The 20,575-nt window shown below is 66.1% G+C and carries 20 protein-coding genes and 1 tRNA gene; 18 read left to right on the forward strand and 3 right to left on the reverse strand.

Annotated elements, in window-relative coordinates; genetic code table 11:
* Positions 1–137 precede the first annotated feature (137 nt).
* Positions 138–1,040 (forward strand): fructose bisphosphate aldolase, encoded by a 903-nt coding sequence (locus H926_RS0102550; protein WP_022674904.1) that lies wholly within the window; start codon positions 138–140, stop codon positions 1,038–1,040.
* On the opposite strand, the gene H926_RS25270 is transcribed toward H926_RS0102550, so the two are convergent.
* On the reverse strand, positions 1,030–1,392 hold the full coding sequence (locus tag H926_RS25270) for a hypothetical protein (protein WP_148291611.1): 363 nt from the start codon (positions 1,390–1,392) through the stop codon (positions 1,030–1,032). The genes H926_RS0102550 and H926_RS25270 overlap by 11 nt on opposite strands.
* Before the next feature lie 92 nt (positions 1,393–1,484).
* Between H926_RS25270 and thiE the strand changes: the two genes are divergently transcribed.
* The 3 genes from thiE (at position 1,485) to H926_RS0102570 (ending at position 5,414) form a co-directional block, all read left to right on the forward strand.
* Complete coding sequence (gene thiE / locus H926_RS25275) at positions 1,485–2,183, forward strand: thiamine phosphate synthase (protein ID WP_022674906.1); 699 nt, start codon at positions 1,485–1,487, stop codon at positions 2,181–2,183.
* Positions 2,184–2,282: 99 nt separating this feature from the next.
* A complete protein-coding gene (locus tag H926_RS0102565; RefSeq protein WP_022674907.1) occupies positions 2,283–3,392 on the forward strand; it encodes a L,D-transpeptidase in 1,110 nt (369 codons plus the stop codon).
* A 72-nt stretch (positions 3,393–3,464) separates the two neighbouring features.
* Complete coding sequence (locus H926_RS0102570; RefSeq protein ID WP_022674908.1) at positions 3,465–5,414, forward strand: OPT family oligopeptide transporter; 1,950 nt, start codon at positions 3,465–3,467, stop codon at positions 5,412–5,414.
* 43 nt (positions 5,415–5,457) lie between these two features.
* Here the strand turns inward: H926_RS0102570 and H926_RS25280 are convergent, their stop codons facing one another.
* A complete protein-coding gene (locus tag H926_RS25280; protein ID WP_022674909.1) occupies positions 5,458–5,892 on the reverse strand; it encodes a hypothetical protein in 435 nt (144 codons plus the stop codon).
* Between the two features lie 93 nt (positions 5,893–5,985).
* Between H926_RS25280 and efp the strand changes: the two genes are divergently transcribed.
* The 14 genes from efp to H926_RS0102645 all read left to right on the forward strand — a co-directional run bounded on the left by efp (position 5,986) and on the right by H926_RS0102645 (position 19,603).
* Positions 5,986–6,549 (forward strand): elongation factor P, encoded by a 564-nt coding sequence (gene efp / locus H926_RS0102580; RefSeq protein ID WP_022674910.1) that lies wholly within the window; start codon positions 5,986–5,988, stop codon positions 6,547–6,549.
* 4 nt (positions 6,550–6,553) lie between these two features.
* Positions 6,554–7,372: an inositol monophosphatase family protein gene (locus tag H926_RS0102585; RefSeq protein ID WP_043607560.1), complete on the forward strand. Its 819-nt coding sequence runs from the start codon at positions 6,554–6,556 to the stop codon at positions 7,370–7,372.
* A 54-nt stretch (positions 7,373–7,426) separates the two neighbouring features.
* Positions 7,427–7,510, forward strand: a tRNA-Leu gene (locus tag H926_RS0102590).
* A 79-nt stretch (positions 7,511–7,589) separates the two neighbouring features.
* Positions 7,590–9,344, forward strand: coding sequence for a chloride channel protein (locus tag H926_RS0102595; protein WP_028657481.1), 1,755 nt, complete (start codon positions 7,590–7,592; stop codon positions 9,342–9,344).
* Positions 9,345–9,460: 116 nt separating this feature from the next.
* Positions 9,461–9,973, forward strand: a complete 513-nt coding sequence (locus tag H926_RS0102600) for a hypothetical protein (protein WP_022674913.1) — start codon at positions 9,461–9,463, stop codon at positions 9,971–9,973.
* A 58-nt stretch (positions 9,974–10,031) separates the two neighbouring features.
* Positions 10,032–11,399 carry a DNA repair protein RadA gene (gene radA / locus H926_RS0102605; RefSeq protein WP_022674914.1) on the forward strand — a complete coding sequence of 456 codons (1,368 nt, stop codon included), beginning with the start codon at positions 10,032–10,034 and terminating at the stop codon, positions 11,397–11,399.
* 10 nt (positions 11,400–11,409) lie between these two features.
* A complete protein-coding gene (locus H926_RS25285; protein ID WP_022674915.1) occupies positions 11,410–12,021 on the forward strand; it encodes a CvpA family protein in 612 nt (203 codons plus the stop codon).
* A gap of 1 nt (position 12,022) precedes the next feature.
* A complete protein-coding gene (locus H926_RS0102615; RefSeq protein ID WP_022674916.1) occupies positions 12,023–12,454 on the forward strand; it encodes a Fe-S cluster protein in 432 nt (143 codons plus the stop codon).
* 41 nt (positions 12,455–12,495) lie between these two features.
* Positions 12,496–14,103 carry an MFS transporter gene (locus H926_RS0102620; protein ID WP_022674917.1) on the forward strand — a complete coding sequence of 536 codons (1,608 nt, stop codon included), beginning with the start codon at positions 12,496–12,498 and terminating at the stop codon, positions 14,101–14,103.
* Between the two features lie 32 nt (positions 14,104–14,135).
* The gene (locus H926_RS0102625) at positions 14,136–15,212 is read left to right on the forward strand and encodes an alanine racemase (protein ID WP_028657482.1); all 1,077 of its coding nucleotides are present in this window, start codon (positions 14,136–14,138) and stop codon (positions 15,210–15,212) included.
* A gap of 72 nt (positions 15,213–15,284) precedes the next feature.
* Positions 15,285–15,848, forward strand: a complete 564-nt coding sequence (phaR, locus tag H926_RS0102630; RefSeq protein ID WP_022674919.1) for a polyhydroxyalkanoate synthesis repressor PhaR — start codon at positions 15,285–15,287, stop codon at positions 15,846–15,848.
* 72 nt (positions 15,849–15,920) lie between these two features.
* Positions 15,921–17,468 carry a proline--tRNA ligase gene (proS, locus tag H926_RS0102635; protein ID WP_022674920.1) on the forward strand — a complete coding sequence of 516 codons (1,548 nt, stop codon included), beginning with the start codon at positions 15,921–15,923 and terminating at the stop codon, positions 17,466–17,468.
* 189 nt (positions 17,469–17,657) lie between these two features.
* Entirely contained in the window at positions 17,658–18,977 is a 1,320-nt protein-coding gene (locus H926_RS0102640) for a M28 family peptidase (RefSeq protein WP_022674921.1), read from the forward strand.
* A gap of 41 nt (positions 18,978–19,018) precedes the next feature.
* The gene (locus H926_RS0102645) at positions 19,019–19,603 is read left to right on the forward strand and encodes a DUF805 domain-containing protein (protein WP_022674922.1); all 585 of its coding nucleotides are present in this window, start codon (positions 19,019–19,021) and stop codon (positions 19,601–19,603) included.
* Here the strand turns inward: H926_RS0102645 and H926_RS0102650 are convergent, their stop codons facing one another.
* The gene (locus tag H926_RS0102650) at positions 19,604–20,371 is read right to left on the reverse strand and encodes a class I SAM-dependent methyltransferase (RefSeq protein ID WP_022674923.1); all 768 of its coding nucleotides are present in this window, start codon (positions 20,369–20,371) and stop codon (positions 19,604–19,606) included. It lies immediately after the preceding gene.
* Positions 20,372–20,575 lie beyond the last annotated feature (204 nt).

The raw sequence follows: 20,575 nt of genomic DNA on the forward strand, positions 1-20,575 counted from the left end.
CAACTTTTTTACAGGCGCGTGTTGCAGTGCAGCGCGCGCCTGTTTATTGCGTGGGTGTGCATAGGTATGCGCAGCCAGATTCGCTCACCTGATTTGCGGCGCCCGCGCGCTGCTGCCCCAGATCCACAGGACCGATCATGAACCACGCTGAAATGACCGAAAAGATGGCCGCCGGACATGGCTTCATCGCCGCGCTGGACCAGAGCGGCGGGTCCACGCCCAAGGCGCTCAAGGGCTATGGCGTTGAGGAAAGCGCATATTCCAACGACGAGGAAATGTTCGGCCTGATCCACGAGATGCGCAGCCGGATCATTCGTTCGGGCGTGTTCAACGGCGAAAAGGTGATTGGCGCCATCCTGTTCGAACGCACCATGGATGGCACCGTGGATGGCAAGCCCGTGCCCACCGCCCTGATCGAAAAGGGTATCGTGCCTTTCATCAAGGTCGACAAGGGCCTGGAAACCGAAGCCAACGGCGTGCAACTGATGAAGCCGATGCCTGAACTCGACGCGCTTGTGGCGCGGTCCAAGGCGCTAGGCGTGTTCGGCACCAAGGAGCGTTCGGTGATCAATTCGGCCAATGCCGAAGGCATCGCCGCCGTCGTCAAGCAGCAGTTCGAAGTGGGCCTGCAGATCCTGGCCGGTGGCCTGATGCCGATCATCGAGCCGGAAGTGAACATCAAGAGCGAGACTCGCGAAGCCTGCGACACGCTGCTGCGTGACGAAATCCTCAAGGCACTCGATGCCTTGCCCCAGGGCACCAAGGTCATGCTCAAGCTGTCGCTGCCCAAGGTGCCCGGCACGTTTGACGCGCTGGTCGATCACCCGGCGGTGCTGCGCGTAGTTGCGCTGTCGGGTGGCTTTGCCCGGCCCGAGGCTTGCGTGGAACTGTCGAAGAACCGCGGCATCATCGCCAGCTTCAGCCGCGCGCTGCTGGAAGACCTGCGCTATCAGATGACCGACGCGGAATTCGATGCCGCGCTGGGCGGCGCCATCGATGAAATCTTTGCCGGCTCTACCCAGAAGCTGGTTACGGCGTAATCACGCTGAAATGAAACCGCCATGCGCCTGGCAGGATTCGCCTGTCGGTGCGCTTGGCGGGTTCGGCGCTATCGAGCGTCACGCCCGAGGCATCGGGCTTGCCCAGTTCCAGGTTGCGCGTTTCACGACCCACCCGCGTGGCAACGATGAGACGACCGGCGGTGATGCACCGGGCGTTTTCGGGGCAGCGGCTGTCTTCCACCACCGACAGCGGACGCACCGTCTGGCTGCCCACCTGCGTCGCCTCGCCAAGCCGCGCCATGCCATCGCTGCGCGGCGATTGGGGCAGGGTGGCGCAGGCGCCAATGGCAATGAGCGAAAGCAGCGGCAGCAGCGGGGGCAGGGTCCTCATGCCCATGCCAATGCATCGCCCGCCGCGCCGGTTCCCGGGCGATTTCGCGCAAAGATGGACGCGCGATGGCGAAACCGGTAGGGGCGGCGTCCATGACCAAACTTGCCAGCCATCTTTACCTGATCTCGCCCCTCGATGTGGGTGGCGATTTTGCCGATCGCCTTGCCCGTGCGCTCGATGCCGGGCCGGTTGCGGCGTTCCAGTTTCGCGTCAAGGATGTGGACGAGCATGCCGCGGCCAAGCTGGCCGACCCGCTCCAGCGCATCTGCGCCGATCGTGACGTGGCGTTCATCGTCAACGATTCGGTCAGCCTGGCCAAGCGCCTGGGCGCCGATGGCGTGCACCTGGGGCAGGACGATGGCAGCGTGGCCGATGCGCGCCAACGCCTGGGCCGCGATGTGCAGATCGGCGTGACCTGCCATGCCAGCCGCCACCTGGCGATGGAAGCGGGCGAGGGTGGTGCCGATTACGTGGCGTTTGGCGCGTTCTATCCCAGCGGCACCAAGGAAACCAAGCACCGCGCCGCGCCCGAACTGCTGGCTTGGTGGTCTGCCGTGTTCGAACTGCCCTGCGTGGCGATTGGCGGCATCACCCCGGAAAACTGCGCGCCGTTGGTCACTGCCGGCGCTGATTTCCTCGCGGTGAGCGGGGCGGTCTGGGCCAATGGCCAGGGCCTGGATGAAGCAGGGGCGGTTGCAGCCTTCCTGCGCACCATTGCCGAGGCGCCACCGCGCGAAACCGAAGGATTGGGCGATCTTCGCGCCGACGACGCCGACGTCGAACCGGATTGATTGCGCGAACGCGGGAACCATCAGGAAAGATTGCGGTTTTGGCGTGGCAGCGCTGCGCCAACACACGCACGTGGCGGCTGCCCCGTTCACGGAGACCTGATGACCCGCAAAAGCCGGCTTGCCCCCTTCGCCGCACTTTCCCTTGTTGCCCTTGCCCTTTCTACCACGGCCTGCAACCAATCCACGCCCGACGATGCCGCCAGCGGCTCGGCCAGCGCCACCGCCAATCTGCCCGGCGCCGACAGCATGGCCTCGCAGGATGCCGGCCCGGGTGAACCGGCAGCCCATCCTGACGATGTCGCGCGCCCCGAAATGCAGATGCAGGTGCTGCTCGATCGCGCCGGCTTCTCCCTCGGCGTGGTGGATGGCACGCTGAACGCGGCCACGCGCAATGCCTTGCGCGCCTATCAGCAGGCGAACCAGTTGAACGCGACGGGCGCTCTGGACGATGCCACCCGCGCCTATTTTTCGCGGCAGAGCAACATTCCCGCCACGCGCGTAGTGACCATTCCTGCCGATTTTGCCGCCGGGCCGTTTGCGCCTCTTCCCAAGGATCCTTCGGCCCAGGCCAAGCTGCCGGCGCTCGGCTATGCCAGCCTTGACGAAAAGCTGGGCGAGCGGTTCCACACCACGCCCGAAGTGCTTCACGCGCTCAATCCCGGCGCGCCGCCGTTCGCCGCTGGGTCAAAGCTGCGCGTGCCCAACGTGGGCGCCGATGCCATCGATCCGGCGCAGGTCAGCAATGCCGCCTGGCGGCAGACCCTGGCCGATCTGGGAGTGGGCACGCAGCAACCCCATGCCACGCGCATCGTCGTCAGCCGCAAGGCCGGCACACTGTCGGTCTATGACAGCCAGGACGAACTGGTCGCGCTGTTCACTGTCACCACCGGCTCGCAGCACGATCCGCTGCCGCTGGGCAAGTGGAAGATCAACGGCATCGATCGCAATCCCAAGTACCATTACAACCCCGCTTTGTTCTGGGACGTTTCGGATGCCAAGCCCGAAGCGATGCTGCCGCCTGGCCCCAACAGCCCGGTCGGCGTGGTGTGGATCGATCTGTCCAAGCCGCACTACGGCATCCACGGCACGCCCGAGCCGGCCGCGATCGGCAAGAGCGAGAGCCATGGCTGCGTGCGGCTGACCAACTGGGATGCAGCGCGCCTGTCCGAGATGGTCGACCAGCAAACCCAGGTCGAATTCGTCGCCTGATCTTCGTTTGGCGCCATCTTTCCTTTGCCGTCTGCCCGTGCCACACGGCACGCAGACGGCAAGAAGGATGCAATGGTGGCAAGTGGTAGCAATCCCCGTGAATTGACGTGGCGCGGTGTCGCGCTGGGCGCGGTGCTGACAGTGATTTTTACCGCAGCCAACGTCTATCTCGGGCTGCGCATCGGGTTGACGTTCGCCACTTCCATCCCGGCGGCGGTGATTTCCATGGCGATCCTGCGCCTCTTGCCGGGATCGACCATCCAGGAAAACAATATCGTCCAGACGATCGCCAGTTCGGCAGGCACGCTCTCGGCCATCGTCTTCGTGCTGCCGGGCCTGGTCATGGTCGGCTGGTGGAGCGGCTTTCCCTATTGGCAATCGGTGGCGGTGATCGCCATCGGCGGCATCCTGGGCGTGATGTATTCCGTGCCGCTGCGCCGCGCCTTGGTGACCGGTTCTGATCTGCCCTATCCCGAAGGCGTTGCTGCGGCCGAAGTGCTCAAGGTGGGCGCGGGTGAGGGCGGCGTCGAGGAAAACCGGCGCGGTCTTGCCGCCGTTGCCACTGGCACCGGGCTTTCGGTCGCCTATCCGCTGCTGGCCAAGCTGGGCCTGGTGGCGGAAGAGGCGAGCGGCGTGTTCCGCTTTGCCGGTGGTGCCACCACGGCCGGCGGTGGCCTGTCGCTGGCGCTGATCGGGGTGGGCCACCTGGTAGGCCTGGCCGTGGGGCTGGCGATCCTGACCGGCGTGATCATCGGCTTTGGCGTCTTGCTGCCGATCTACACCGCCGTCGGCGCGCCCGCCGGCACGGAACTGGCCGATTTCGTTTCCAGCGTGTTCCGCGCCAAGATCCGCTTCATTGGTGCGGGCACGATCGGCGTTGCCGCGATCTGGACCCTGCTGCGCGTGATCGGCCCGATCGTGCGCGGGATTGCCGGCGCGCTTGCCGCCAGCCGCGCCCGTGCTGCCGATGGCTATGCCGGGGTGGCCCTAGCCGAACGCGATCTGCCGATCGGCCTGGTTGGTGGCACCATCGTGGTCTTGATGCTGCCGATCGCGGCGCTACTGGCCGGCTTTGCCAGCGGCGGCCCGGTGGCTGATCACCTTGTGCCCACGCTGGTGGCGGCCGTCGCCTATGTCTTGGTCGCCGGTGTCGTCATCGCCTCGGTCTGCGGCTATATGGCCGGGCTGATCGGTGCATCGAACAGCCCGATCTCGGGCGTGGGCATTCTCGCCGCTCTGGGCATCGCGCTGGTCATGCTGGCGCTGTTCGGCCATGTCGCCGACCCTGCCGCCGGCAAGGCGCTGGTGGCCTTTGCCCTGTTCGTCACGGCACTGGTGTTTGGTGTCGCCACCATTTCCAACGACAACCTGCAGGATCTCAAGACCGGCGAACTGGTTGGCGCCACGCCGTGGCGGCAGCAGGTGGCGCTGGTACTGGGCGTGGTGTTCGGCGCGGTGGTGATCCCGCCCATCCTCACGCTGCTCAACGGCACGTTCGGCTTTGCCGGCGCGCCCGGCGCCGGGCCAGAGGCACTGGCCGCGCCACAGGCGGCGCTGATTTCCGCAATCATCCAGGGCGTGTTGGGGCAGGGCCTCGATTGGAAACTCATCGCGCTGGGCGCGGGCATCGGCGCGGTGGCCATCGCCATCGACGAAGGCCTGCGCGCCACGCGCAAGGGTTCGCTGCCCCCGCTCGCCGTGGGCATGGGTATGTATCTGCCGATGCCCACCACGCTGCCGGTGGTGGTGGGCGCGGTGCTTGGCCATTTCTACAATCGCTGGGCCATGGGCCAGCGCGATCCTGCCCTGGCAGAGCGCATGGGCGTGCTCACTGCCACCGGCTTGATCGTCGGCGATGGGCTGTTCAACATTGCCTTTGCCGCGATCGTGGCCGGCAGTGGCAAGGCCGATGTGATGACGGTGGTGGCGCACAATGCCTGGGCCATGCCGCTGGGCCTGGCACTGTTTGGCGCGCTGATCGCCTTTGCCTATGCCCGCATGGCGCGCGGCGGCCGCATTTGACTTGTGCTCGCCGGCCCCGAGTGTGGGCCGGCGGCAACAGCGATCAGTTGGCCCCGTTCACGCCGGCTTCGGGCGCATCGGCAAAGCCGCCGCTGGGCGCGCCGGTGCGGGTGCAGCGCACACCGGTGCGCTTGCCGTTGGCATCAAGCTGCAGCACCGTGTTCGGGCCCTGCGCCTGAAACGTCCGGCCGTAATAAGGGCCCGAGGTAAAGCTCATCGCCCGGCCCAGCAGGATATAGGTGCCGCCCCCCTTGCCATCGGGCGTGCGGTAGCTGGAATCGGGCGTGATGCGAAATTCCTGGTCGGGCACATGGCGCGGCAGAATCGCGGCATCGCCGCCCTGTTCGCAGGTCCAGCGGCCATTGTGCAACGTGCCCAGATCGCCGCCCGGCACGGCATGGGCTGGCAGCGAGGCGGAGGATGCGGCCAGCATCAGGGCAAGGGCCGCCAGCGAGGCATTGCGTGCGCGCATGGTCATGCCGCACCGGCTAGCATGCATCAGCGGCTTGAAGCAATCGGCCACCTCGGCTAAGGCGCGGCCTTTCCTACTTTGGTCAGGGCTCTTTCCATCATGAAGATCAGCGGCGTGGACATCCGTCCGGGCAACATCCTGGAATACGAAAAAGGCATCTGGAAGGTTGCCAAGACCCAGCACACCCAGCCCGGCAAGGGCGGCGCGTTCATGCAGGTCGAAATGAAGAACCTGATCGATGGCCGCAAGACCAACGTGCGCTTCCGCAGCGCCGACACGGTCGAGCGCGTGCGCCTCGATACCAAGGACTTCCAGTTCCTCTATGCCGAGGGCGATGACCTGGTGTTCATGGACGTGGAAACCTACGACCAGATCACGCTGCCCAGCGATCTTCTCGGCGATGCCGCCGCGTTCCTGCAGGATGGCATGACCGTGCTGCTCGAAATGTATGACGAGCGCCCGATCTCGGTGGAACTGCCCGAAACCGTCGAAGCCACCATCGTCGAAGCCGATGCCGTGGTGAAGGGCCAGACCGCCTCTTCGTCGTACAAGCCGGCCGTGCTCGACAATGGCGTGCGCATCCTGGTGCCGCCGCACATCGAAAGCGGCACGCGCATCGTGGTGGACGTGTACGAGCGTTCCTACGTCGGCAAGGCGGGCTGATCTCATGGCGATTTCCGGTCTCGTCCGGGTGATGGAGCGTGCCGCCCGCAAGGCTGGCACGCGCCTGCGCCGCGACTTCGGCGAAGTCGAGCACCTGCAGGTGAGCCGCAAGGGCCCGGCCGATTTCGTGTCCAAGGCTGATCGCGCTGCCGAGCAGACGATCTACGAGGAACTGCGCGCCGCGCGCCCCGATTGGGGCTTCCTGATGGAAGAAGGCGGCGTGGTTGAAGGCGATGCCTCCAAGCCGCGCTGGATCATCGATCCGCTCGATGGCACCACCAATTTCCTTCACGGCATCCCGCATTTCGCGATCTCGATCGCGGTGCAGGAACCGGCGCTGGATGGTTCGGGTTGGGGCGACGTTATCGCCGGCCTGGTCTATCAGCCGATGACCGACGAAAGCTTCTGGGCCGAAAAGACCCGTGGCGCCTGGTTGCAGGATCGCCGCCTGCGCGTTTCGGCCCGCCGCAATCTCGAAGATGCGGTCGTTGCCACCGGCATTCCCTTCCTGGGCTATGGCGACATGGGCGAATGGACGCGCATCTATCACGAAATCGGCATGCGCGTGGCGGGTATCCGCCGCTTTGGCGCCGCCTCGCTCGATCTCGCCTGGGTTGCCGCCGGCCGCTATGACGGGTTCTGGGAAAGCAATCTCAAGCCGTGGGATACGGCCGCCGGATGCCTTCTGGTGCGTGAAGCGGGCGGCTTCGTGTCGGACTATCGCGGCCGTTCGCAGCCGATCTGCGACGCAACCGTGCTGGCCGCCAACGACGCGATGCATTCCAAGCTGCACAAGCTGGTGGCAACTGCCATCAAGGCTTGAAAGTTGGTTGAACCTTTTTGCCGGGGCGGTTAAAGCGCCCCGGCAAGCCGCAGTGCCCCTGTGGTGGAATGGTAGACGCGACCGACTCAAAATCGGTTGTCGAAAGACGTGCCCGTTCGAGTCGGGCCAGGGGCACCATTTTCCGGCCATGCTGTTCCGGCTCTCGATCGCGGGTTGACCGATGCCCCATTCCGGCTCTTCCTCGCCCCGGCGCAGCATTTCCCAAACATTGTCCAACACGCTGATCAAGCTGGTCGTGCGCCTGCGCCGCCTGCTGCGCGAGCGGGAAGCCGCCTTCATCGTCCTGGCGGCCATCGCCGGGGCACTGGCGGGCCTTTCGACCAACCTGCTCAGTTTTATCGCCCATGCCATGCAGCAGGTCTTCTATGGCCTGGAAGGCAACCGGCTGAGCGCGCTGGCGGAAATCCGCCATCCCTGGCGCCTGCTGGCGCTGCCGCTCGGCGGCCTCGTCCTCGCGCTATGGGCCCGCTGGCTGCGCCGCCGCAATCGCCCGCTGATCGACGTGGTCGAAGCCAACGCGCTGCATGGTGGGCGCATTCCGCCCGCCGACAACCTGATCATTGCCGGGCAGACGGTGATTTCCAACGGCGTCGGCGCTTCTGTCGGGCTTGAGGCGGCTTATGCCCAGATGGGCGGCGGCATGGCATCGGTGCTGGGCCAGGCGATGAAGCTGCGCCGCAACGATCTGCGCACCCTGGTGGGCGCCGGGGCCGGGGCGGCGGTGGGCGCGGCGTTCAATGCGCCGCTCGCCGGCGCGTTTTATGCGTTCGAGATCGTGATTGGTTCGTTCGTGCCCGGCGCGGTGGCGCCGGTGATGGCGGCGGCGCTGGCGGCGGCTGGCATGTCGCGCCTGATGGGCAGCGAACCCTGGCTGATCGCTACCACGGCCGTGGGCCGCAGCCTCACGTTCGAGCATTACCTGGCCTATGGTGTGCTGGGGCTGGCGGCAGCGGTGGTCGGCATCATCGTCATGCGCCTGGTCACGGCGGCCGAACTGACGCTGGCGCGGTTCAAGTGGTTGGCGCGCTGGCGGCCGATCCTGGGTGGCTTCCTGCTGGTGCCGCTCGCCCTGCTGACGCCGCAATCACTGTCGGCCGGACACGGCGCGCTGCATCTCAACCTGGCACTGCGTCCGGGCCTGGATTTCCTCGGCCTGGTGCTCTTGGCCAAGATAGCCGCCTGCGTGGTTGCGCTGTCCAGCGGCTTTCGCGGCGGGCTGTTCTTTGCCTCGCTGTTCCTTGGCTCGGTGGTGGGGCAGGCCTTTTCGATCATCGCGGGGCAGCTCTTTCCCGGCCTCTCGCTCGATCCCACCGACGCGGCGCTGGTCGGCATGGCGGCGCTGAGCGTGTCGATCGTCGGTGGGCCGATGACGCTCGCCATGCTCATGCTGGAAATCACCCACGATTTCGCATTGATGGGCGTGGTCCTTACCGCGTCGCTGGTCTCGGGCACGCTGACCCGTGAAGTGTTCGGCTATTCGTTCTCCACTTGGCGCCTGCATGTGCGCGGCAGCAACATTCGCGGCCCGCGCGACATCGGCTGGATGCTCAACCTCTCGGCGGGGCGGATCATGCGCCGCGACTGGGTATCGATGCCCGAAGACCTGACGATCGAGGAATTCCGCACGCGCATGCCGCTCGGCTCGGCCAGCAAGGCGGTTCTGGTCGACGATGAGGGGCACTATCGCGGGATCATGGCCACCGCAGCCGCCTATCGCCCCGATCTCGCGCCCGACATGCGGCTCCACGCCCTGGCCGGTCTCACCGGCGTCACGCTTGGCCCGGCGTCAGACATCAAGGCGGTCCTCGCCCTGTTCGACGAATATGCCGCCGACGAAATCGCCGTGGTCGATGGCGTGGGCGTGGTGCAGGGCGTGATCACCGAACGCCACGCCCGCCGCCGCTATCTCGAAGAAGTGGAAGCCGCGCAGCGCTCGACGTTCAGCGAATAGGCGCGGCTGCTTTTCCCTTCGCCTATGTCGTTGGCAGATTTCCGATCGCCTTGCGCGCGGCAGGGATATAGCCCGCGTCTGATCCTGTCGCGTCAGAAAAATGGAGATGCACGAGTATGTTGCAGAGCGCCGTGGCGATCGCTTCGCATACCCCGGTCTATGTCTGGTTCGTCCTTGGCCTCGTGCTGTTGCGGGCATGGCAGGCTACCCGTCCGCGCACGACCGGCCTGGCCGGGCCATTGGTGTTGCCGGGCTTGATCGTTGTCCTCGGCGTGGTCGGATTGGTTGCGGCGCATGCCACGGCGCTGGAAGTGGCCGTGTGGGTGGCCGCGTTGCTGCTGGGCGGGCTGGTCGGCCGGCCGCTGGGGCATCACCTGCTGTTGCGGGCCGAGCCGGGGCCGCCGGTTCGGCTGCATCTGCGCGGGAGCTGGCTGATCTTTGCGCTGATCCTCGTCATCTTTGCCCTGCGCTATGGCATGGCGGTGTTCGATGCGGTCGATCCCGTCACGGCGCATCAGCCCGCGCTGCGCCTGGTGGAAACGGTCGTGCGGGGCGCGCTGTCCGGGCTTTTGGTTGGTCGCGGGCTGGGCGTGCTGCTCTCAGCCCGGGCGATGCGCGCCGCTCATTGATGCCGCAATGGCGGATCCGGCGCTTGCGTTCTTGCTCTGTTCGCGTTAGCGCGGGCTCATGGCCAAGCCCAAACGTCGTTATATCTGCCAGGCCTGTGGCAGTGTCTCTCCGCGCTGGCAGGGGCAGTGCCCCGATTGCGCCGAATGGAACACCCTGGTGGAAGAAGCGCCGCAGACGGTGTTTTCCGCCAAGCATGACCTGTCGAGCGGCGGCCGCGCGGTGCAGTTCGTCTCGCTCGATAGCCCGGTTGCCCTGCCGCAGCGGCGCAAGACGGGCCTGGCTGAATTCGATCGCGCCCTGGGCGGCGGGCTGGTGCCGGGCTCGGCCATCCTGATGGGTGGCGATCCCGGGATCGGCAAGTCCACCCTGCTGCTGCAGACGGCGGCCAGCATCGCCAACAGCGGCGGCATGGTCGTTTATATCAGTGGGGAAGAGGCGTCGGACCAGATCCGCCTGCGCGCCGATCGACTGGGGCTGGGCAAGGCGCCGATCCGCCTCGCCTCCACCACCTCGGTGCGCGACATTCTCACCACGCTCGGCAGCATGGAAGCGCCGGCCCTGCTGGTGATCGATTCGATCCAGACCATGCATTCCGACCAGATCGAGGGCGCGCCCGGCACGGTCAGCCAGGTGCGCGGCTGCGCGTTCGAGCTGATCCGCTACGCCAAGGAAAACGGCGTGGCCCTTGTACTGGTCGGCCACGTCACCAAGGATGGTTCGATCGCGGGCCCGCGCGTGCTCGAACATATGGTCGACGTGGTGATGAGCTTCGAAGGGGAGCGCAGCCACCAGTATCGCATCCTGCGCGCGATCAAGAACCGCTTTGGCGCAGTGGATGAAATTGGCGTTTTCGCCATGGCCGGGGCAGGGCTGGAGGAAGTGGGCAATCCCTCGCTTTTGTTCCTGTCGGGCCGGGAAGAGCCGGTGCCGGGCAGCGCCGTGTTTCCGGCGCTGGAAGGTACGCGGCCGGTCCTGGTCGAAATCCAGGCGCTCACCGTGCGCCTTGCCAGCGGCGCCACCCCGCGCCGCGCCGTGGTCGGCTGGGATTCGGGGCGGCTGGCGATGCTGCTCGCCGTGCTCGAATCGCGCTGCGGTCTCAGCTTTTCCTCGGCCGAAGTCTATCTCAACGTGGCGGGCGGCTATCGCCTGACCGATCCCGCGGCCGATCTTGCGGTGGCCGCCGCGCTGGTCTCGGCACTGGCCGATCGGCCCCTGGCGGCTGGCACCGCCTGGTTTGGCGAGGTCTCGCTCGCCGGTGAAGTGCGCCCCGTGGCGCATTCCGGCGTGCGTCTGCGCGAGGCGGCCAAGCTGGGCTTTACCCAGCTGAACGGCCCCGATGGCGCGGCGGAAAAGGTCGAGGGTTTGCGCTATTCCCCGATCCGGCTGCTCCCAAATCTCGTTGACCGGGTGATGACCGGCGCTTAATCGCCGGGATATGACCGGCTTCGATTATGTTGTCTTCCTGGTCGTCGCGGTCGGCGCGATCGGCGGTTTCTTTCGCGGTTTCGTGGAGGAGGTGCTGTCGCTTGCGGCATGGTGCATCGTCCTGGTGGCGGTGCATTATGGCCTTGAACCGCTGACCGAGGCACTAAAACCCCACCTCAAGACCGAAACCGGCGCGGGCGTTCTTGCCTATGCGCTGTTGATGGTCGTGCCCTGGGGGCTGATGCGCCTGATCGCGCGCAAGATGGGTGCGGCCAGCCGCGATTCGATGCTGGGGCCGATCGATCGGCTGCTCGGCTTCGGGTTTGGCGCGGTCAAAGGCGCCATTCTCATGGTCCTGGGCTTTTCGCTGCTGGTCTTTGCCTATGACGTCGTCTGGGGCGTCAAGGGCCGGCCGGAATGGATCACCGCGGCGCGCACCTATCCCTTCCTCAATGCCGCGAGTGAGGAACTGGTGGCGATGATTGCCGAGCGGCGTGATGCTGCGGCCCAGGCTGCCGACGATCCCAACGCGCCTGATGGCGATGCTACGCCCAAGCCCAGCACCGCCGCGCACAAGAAAACCGCGCATCACCGCAAGCATGCGGTCAGCGCCGACAATTGAGATGAGCGCCACCTTTCTCTACACGCCCGAGGTGCTGGCCGCAGCCATGTCGCTGGCGCAATGGTCGTGGGACGAGAGCCTGCCTTTGGTGGGCGAGGCGCGTTCGCGCGCCTGCGGCAGCACGCTGCAGATCGGCCTGGCCCGTAACGACGCCGGCCAGATCAGCCGCATCGGCCTTCGTCCCCATGCCTGCGCCGTGGGGCAGGCCGCCGCCCAGGTCTTTGCCGCCGCCGCCATTGGGCACACGGCCGAAAGCCTGACGCAGGCGCGCGCCGAACTGGCCGCATGGCTGGCGGGCGAGGGGGCAGAGCCGGATTGGCCGGGCATCGGCCTGCTGCGCACCGCGCGCGACTATCCCGGCCGCCACGGCGCGATCGTGCTGGCGTGGGATGCAGCGCTGGCAGCGCTGGCGGAGCCGGCCAAGGCAGGCTAAGGCATTCCCCAATAACTGTGCCCCGGGGGAAATTGCACACCATGAACACCACCCACGCGGAACCGACCGCGGCAGACATTCGGCTGGTGATTGCCGCCAGTTCCGCCGGCACGGTGTTCGAATGGTATGATTTCTTCATCTACGGCACGCTGGGCACGATCCTGTCCAAGGCGTTCTTTCCCACCGGCAATGCCACGCTCGAACTGCTGCTGTTCTGGCTGGTCTTTGCCGTGGGCTTTGGCTTTCGGCCCCTGGGCGCTGTGCTGTTCGGCTTCCTGGGTGATCGGCTGGGGCGCAAATATACGTTCCTGGCGACTGTGGCGCTGATGGGCGTGGCCACGGCCGGCGTTGGCCTGGTGCCTTCGGCTGCCAGCATCGGCTATACCGCGCCGGCCTTGGTCATCCTGCTGCGCGTGGCGCAGGGCCTTGCCCTGGGCGGGGAATATGGCGGCGCGGCGGTCTATGTCGCCGAACATTGCGCGCCCGAACGGCGTGGTTTCTTCACCAGCTTCATCCAGGCCGGCGTGGTCGGCGGCTTCATCCTCAGCCTGGTCGTGGTGCTCAGCTGCAAGGCGGCATTCGGCCCGGAACTGTGGGCCGCGTGGGGCTGGCGCGTGCCGTTCATCCTCAGCCTGGCGCTGCTGGCAATCTCGCTGTGGATGCGGCTCAAGCTTTCGGAAAGCCCGGTATTCCAGGCGATGAAGGCGGAAAACGAGCTGGCCGGCAATCCCTTTATCGAATGCATGACGGCACCGGGCAACCGCAAGCGGCTGCTCGTCGCGCTGTTCGGCATTGCCGCCGGGCTGACGGTGATCTGGTACACCGCCATGTTCAGCAGCCTGACGTTCCTGAAAACCGCTATGCGGATGAACGACACGGCGGCCGAGATCATCGTCGGCATCGCCGCGTTGTTCGGCGTCGGCTCGTTCCTGTTCTTTGGCCACGTTTCCGATCGCGTGGGGCGCAAGGCGCCGATCGTGTGGGGCTATGTCGCCACGCTGGTGCTGCTGTTCCCGCTCTATTGGGGTATCGGCGCCCTCGCCAATCCGCATCTCGCGCGCCAGGCGCGTGAGCTGCCCGTGGTCGTGGCCGGCCCCGATTGCCGTTACGAAGCCTTTGCCATCGATCAAGCTAGCCAGTGCGGCAAGCTGCTGTCGGATCTCACCGCCACCGGCGTGCCCTATCGCCTCGAACATGCTGCCACGCTCTCGCTGCACGCCGGCGCTGCGCGCCTGCCGTTGGAAGCCTATCCCTGGGCCGACAAGAAGGCGCGCGGCAAGGCGCTGGAAGGCCTGCTGGGCAAGGCCGGCTATGATCTGGCGCGTATTACTCCAACGCCAGGCCGGGCGATCCTGGTCGTGCTGGTGCTGTTCGGCCTCATGGCGCTGTCGGGCGCCACCTATGGACCGGTTGCCGCGACTCTGTGCGAAATGTTCCCACCGCGCATCCGCTACTCCTCGCTGTCGATCCCCTATCACATCGGCACTGGCTATTTCGGCGGCTTCCTGCCGTTTCTTTCCACACTCATCATCGCCAAGACCGGCGATCCCTATGCCGGGCTGTGGTATACCTGGGTTGTCGTCCTGGTGGCCCTGGTGGTGTCGCTGTGGGGTCTCAAGGGCGGCCTGCCGCAGGACGAGCCAGTCTGAAACGCTTTCATCCATCAGGATTTGATCGAACGTTGTCTGTTTTTTCTTCCGTTCCGTTGCCCCCTGCCGCGCTGCGGCTTGCCTTTGATGCCACCGCCCTCGCCGGCAATTGGCGCGCGCTCGATCGCCTGAGCGGCGCGGCCAGCGCTGGCGCTGCGGTCAAGGCCGATGCCTATGGCTTGGGTGCGGCGCGGGTGGTGCCGGTCCTGGCGCAGGCCGGGTGCCGCGACTGGTTCGTGGCGCACTGGTGCGAAGTGCCCGATCTGCTGCCCCATGTTCCCGCCGCGTCGATCCATGTGTTGCATGGCCCGATGAACGCGGCCGACGTCGCCTATGCCCGCGCCACCGGCGTTACCCCGGTGCTCAACTCCCTGGCGCAGGTGCAGCGCTGGCTGACCGCGGGCGGCGGGCGTTGCGACCTGATGGTCGATACCGGGATCAACCGCCTGGGCCTGCCGATGGCCGATCTGGGCGATCCCGGCTTGGCGGCGCTCGATATCGACTGCTGCATTTCGCATCTGGCCAGCGCGGACGAGGATGTGGCGCAGAATGCGCAGCAACTGGCGCGCTTCCAGGCCGTGCGCACGCAGATCAAGGCCCGGCGCTACAGCCTGGCCAACAGCGCCGGCATCGCGCTGGGTGCCCCGTGGCATGCCGATGTCACACGGCCGGGTATTGCAATCTATGGCGGCATTGTGCGCAGCGAACTGGCGGGCGTGATCGCCCCAGTGGCGCGGCCGCAGGCGGCCGTGATCCAGCGGCGCCAGCTCCATCCGGGCGATCATGTCGGCTATAATGCCACGTTTACCGCCGATCGCCCTGTTGCAGCCGCGGTGGTCGCGCTGGGATATGCCGACGGCTATCTGCGCACATGGTCTGGCAGGGGCGAATTTTTGTGGCAGGGCAAGACCTTGCCAGTGATTGGCCGGATTTCGATGGATATGACCATAGTGGACGCAACAGATGCGCCCGCGCTGGTTGAAGGGGACTGGCTCGACGTGGCTTATAATCTGCCAGAAGCCGCCAAAATCAGCGGGTTGTCCCAATATGAGCTGCTTACCCTGCTGGGCCGCCGATTTTTGCGCGACAAAGCATGTCTTGCACCTTGATTAACTCATATTGCGCCGCACATACTGCATCTGCTAATCGTGTACGACATTCCCAGCGGGGGTCCGATAAAAATGGCAAATCAGGCTAAGGACGGCGATACCGTCATCATCAAGAAGTACGCCAACCGCCGTCTCTACAACACGCGGACGTCCAGCTACATCACGCTCGATCACCTCGCCCAGATGGTGAAGGAAAATGTCGAGTTCAAAGTGATCGACGCCAAGAGTGGCGCCGACCTGACCCATTCGATCCTCACCCAGATCATCATGGAAGAGGAAGCCACCGGCGAGCAGATGCTGCCGACCAACTTCCTGCGCCAGCTGATCGCGATGTATGGCAATTCGATGCAGGCGCTGCTGCCGGGCTATCTGGAAGCCTCGATGGAACACTTCCGCGAGAACCAGAACAAGCTGCGCAAGGCGATCGAGGATTCGATCGGTTCCAACCCGCTGGCGCAGATTGCCCAGCGCAACATGGAAATGTTCAAGGCTGCCGCTGCTGCGTTTGTCCCCGGCGCCACCCCGCGCGAGGATGACAAGCCCGCCAGCGCTCCTGCCGGTGGCGAGGGCGAACTTTCGGAACTGCGCAAGCAGATGGCCGAAATGCAGAAGAAGCTCGATCAACTGGGAAAGTAAGCCGCCGATTTTTGCCGGTGCGCGTGCATTGGGGCGTTGCCCCGATCCGCCGCACCGGCTAACCGGCAGGGCATGAACCAGCCCAAGATCAAGCACGCGCTGCCGATCAAGCGCGAAGAAGACTTTGCCCAGTGGTACCAGGCGGTCATCGCCGAGGCCGAGCTTGCCGAGGAATCCGGCGTGCGCGGCTGCATGGTGATCAAGCCATGGGGCTATGGCATCTGGGAACGCATCCAGAAGCTGATGGACGCACGCATCAAGGAAGCGGGCGTCGAAAACTGCTATTTCCCGCTGTTCATCCCGCTGTCGTACTTCGCCAAGGAAGCCGACCACGTGGAAGGCTTTGCCAAGGAAATGGCGGTTGTCACGCATCACCGCCTGATCGCCGATCCCAAGGGCGGGCTGATGCCCGATCCGGAAGCCAAGCTGGAAGAGCCGCTGGTCGTGCGCCCCACCTCGGAAACGGTGATTGGCGCGGCCATGGCACGCTGGGTGCAATCGTGGCGCGATCTGCCGCTGCTGACCAACCAGTGGGCCAATGTCGTGCGCTGGGAAATGCGCACCCGCATGTTCCTGCGCACCAGCGAATTTCTCTGGCAGGAAGGCCATACCGCCCATGCGGACGAGGCCGACGCCATGGAGGAAACCCTGCGCGCGCTCGAAATGTACCGCGGCTTTGCGCAAGACGTTCTGGCGCTGCCGGTCATCGCCGGGCCCAAGCCTGAAAACGAACGCTTCCCCGGTGCCGTCGCGACCTATTCGATCGAGGCGATGATGCAGGATGGCAAGGCACTGCAGGCCGGCACCTCGCACTATCTCGGCACCACCTTCTCGCAGGCAGCGGGCATCCGCTATCAGGACAAGGAAGGCCAGCAGGCGCTGTGCCACACCACCTCGTGGGGCGTGTCCACCCGCCTGATCGGCGGCGTGATCATGACGCATGGCGATGATGATGGCTTGCAGACGCCGCCACAGGTGGCGCCGCACCAGATCGTGATCCTGCCGATGCTGCGCGATAACGACGGCGATGACGCGCTGCTCGCCTATTGCGAAGACCTGCGCAAGGCGCTCGCGGCGCGCAGCGTGTTCGATGAAAAGGTGCGCGTCCTGCTCGACAAGCGCCCCGGCAAGGCCACCGCCAAGCGCTGGGCCTGGGTCAAGAAGGGGGTGCCGCTGATCCTCGAAATCGGCGGGCGCGATGCGGAAAATGGCCAGGTTTCGGCGGTGCGCCGCGATCGCCTGTGGCGCGAGGATGGCAAGGTCAATTTCGTTGGCCAAGCCAAGGACGATTTCGTTGCCAGCGCCGCCGCTGAACTGGAATCGATCCAGGCTGCGCTGTTCGCCCAGGCAGAGGCGCGTCGCGATGCGCAGATCGAGCGCGGCGTGACCGATCTCGATGGCCTGGCCGCCTATTTTGCCGAAGACCGCAAGTTCCCCGGCTGGGTGGAACTGGGCTGGTCGCGCCCCACCGGCGCCGCGCTCGACAAGGTGGTGGAGCAGCTCAAGGCGTTGAAGCTTACCATCCGCAACAGCCCGCTTGGCGGTCCCGCGCCCACCGGCACCTGCCCGTTCACGGGAGAGCCGGCGGTGGAAACGATCTATATCGCCCGGGCTTATTGAGCGCTTTGTAAAACATTCCCTCCCCCATCCCCTCCCGCAAGCGGGAGGGGAGCAAAGAGGAAAGACCCCTCCTGCAAGCGGGAGGGGCGCCCGACGAATAGCCCCCTCCCGCTTGCGGGAGGGGGTTGGGGGAGGGCATGTCCCATGTTCCCCCTTACGCCCTGCAAAATTTCGTTTACCTTGCGCGACATGACCCGCGCTCTCGTTGCTCTTCCGCTCCTCGCCCTGGCCGTGCCGCTTCATGCGCAAGAGGTTTCGCCACAGCGCCTCAAGGCCGATGTCGAAACCCTGGTCGGCTTCGGCACGCGGCACACCATGTCCTCTCCCACCGATCCCAAGCGGGGTATCGGCGCGGCGCGGGCCTGGGCCAAGGCGCAGTTCGCGGCGAGCAGTGCGGCCTGCGGTCAGTGCCTCACCATCGTCACCCCCGAAACCACGGTGACCGGCGAACGCGTGCCCACGCCCACCAAGATCGTTGATGTCGTGGCCATCCAGCGCGGCACGGAGCGACCCAACGAGGTGGTCATCGTCGCCGGCCATATCGACAGCCGCGTGAGCGACGTGATGAATGTCACCGCCGATGCCCCCGGCGCCAACGATGATGGCTCGGGCACGGCTCTGGTGCTGGAGGCCGCGCGCGTGCTTTCGGCGCGCAAGTTTCCCACCACCATCGTCTATGCCGTGCTCAGTGGCGAAGAGCAGGGGCTCTATGGCGGCAAGCTGCTGGCCGATTACGCCAAGGCGCAGGGGTGGACGGTGAAGGCCATGTTCAACAACGATATCGTCGGCAATTCGCGCGGGTCTGACGGGCTGGTGGACGATACCCATGTGCGCGTCTTTTCCGAAGGGCCGCGTGGCGATGGCGATGCCGCGCTCGGCCGTGCGCAGCGCGCGATCGGGGGCGAGAACGACAGCCCCTCGCGCAATCTTTCGCGCTGGCTGGCGGGCCTGACCAATCCGGCCAAGACCGGCCTTGCCGTGCGCCAGGTCTGGCGCGCTGATCGCATGGGCCGGGGCGGCGATCACCTGCCGTTCGAGGCGCTGGGCTATCCCGCCGTGCGCTTTTCGGTCGCGGTCGAAAACTATGATCGCCAACACCAGGATCTGCGCACCGAGCAGGGGCGCCCCTATGGCGACACGGTCGATGCCATGGATTTTGCCTATCTTGCCAAGGTAACCCGCCTCAACGTTGCCGGCCTTGCTGCGCTGGCCCGCGCACCGATGCCGCCGGTCGCCACGGTCAAGGCGGCGGTGCAGACCTTTACCGATATTGCCTGGCAGCCGGTGCCCGGCGCGGTGCGCTATGCCGTGTGGCAGCGCGCCACCGACGCACCGGGCTGGCCGGCCAAGCCGGTGCTGACCACCAGCGATACCCATGTCACGCTGCCCGGCGTGCGCGGCGATGACTGGTTTTTTGGCGTCAGCGCGATCGCGGCCGATGGCAGCATGAGCCCGGTGGCCTCGGCCGTGCCGGGCGGCGGTTTCGGTCCACAGCAGGCCCAGCACTAATCCACACGATTGCGTGGCGACCAGGCCACAGGGGGAATTTCATGCTTCACGCCATCAAGCACGGCTTGCGCAATCTGGTCACGCTTACCGGCCGCGATGGCCGCAAGCAGTTCTGGCTCTATGCGGTGTTCCTGCTGCTGTTGCGCTGGGCGGTCAGCACGGTGGCAACGGTGCCGCTGATGGCCAGCACGATGAACACGGCCTTCACTGCCGCGCGCCACAGCACCGATCCTGCCGCCACGGCCACCGCCGTGCAGGCCAATATCACCGCCGCGCTGCCGCAGATCATGCTGCTGGGCATTGTGATAAGCCTGGTCACTGCGGCCATGCTGCTGTCGAGCCTGGTGCGCCGCCTGCACGACAGCGGGCTGTCCGGTTGGTTCGCGCTGTTGCCGGGCGTGCCCTATCTCATCTCGCTGGCGGCCGCCCCGCGCGAAGTGGCGCATACCATGGCGGTCATGCAACAACAGGGCCCTGGCCACCCCGGCGCGGCGCTCCATGCCACCAACTGGAGCATTGCCGCGATCGGCTGGCTGGCCCTTGCCTTGCTGGTGGCGGTGGCGGCGCGGCCGTCCACCCCCGGCACCAACCGCTACGGGCCGGAGCCGGTGGATCTGGACGCCTGATCAGGCAGCGACCGCCTCGATCAGCAGGGTATCGATGGTAAAACTGCCATCCGCCTCGATAGCGAAGTGGTCCTGTACCTCGCGCGGTGCCTGCTGCTGAACCTGGCGAATCATCGCCGCATGGGCGGCGGGCGTGCCCATCCGCGCGGTCCATTCGGCAAAGTCCATGCGCAGGCGGCCCGGCTGGATCGCGGTCACGGCAAAGCCGGTCTGGCCCAGCGCCGCCACCCATTCGGCCGCCGTGTAATCGCGCACGTGTGACGCGTCGCGCAGCAGTTCCACCACCTGCAGATGCGTGTCGCACAGCGCCTGGCTTGGCGCGACCACATCGGCGAACAGCGCCAGGCCGCCGGGCCGGCACACCCGCCGTGCCTGGGCCAGCCCACGGGTCAGGCTGTTCCAGTGGTGTGCGGAAAAGCGGCTGCTCACCGCGTCGGCATGGCCATCGGCAAAGGGCAGGGTTTCGGCGGCGCTCACGCAGGTGACGATGTTGGCCATGCCACGGCGCGCGCTTTCGGCCTCGACAGCGTCCAGCATGCGCGGGGAAAGATCGGTGGCGATCACCTCGGCACAATGCGGCGCAGCGGCATAAGCCACGTGGCCGCCGCCGGTGCCGATGTCGATCAACCGGGCGGGGCGGCGTTCGGCCAGCGCCTGGGCGATGCGGGCGAGATCGGCACCCTGGGCGTGAACGGTGCTGGAAACATAGGCGGCGGCGCGGCTGCCGAATTGGGCGTCAGCGTGGCTGTCGTGGTTGGGCTGAATCATGGTCTATCCTTTCCCGGCGGGGTGTGGCGCGCGATTTACCCTGTTACAAGATTGGCGTTTATCCTGTTATAAGCGCTGCCATGACCGATACGAGACTGGAACTCGGCCGCTTCCTGCGCGCCATGCGCGAACGCAGCCCGGCCGAGGCAGGGGGCCGCCGCCGCACGCCCGGCCTGCGGCGCGAGGAACTGGCGATCCGCGCCG

Origin of the sequence: Novosphingobium sp. B-7 (assembly GCF_000410615.1) — a bacterium.
Taxonomy (GTDB): Bacteria; Pseudomonadota; Alphaproteobacteria; order Sphingomonadales; family Sphingomonadaceae; genus Novosphingobium; species Novosphingobium capsulatum.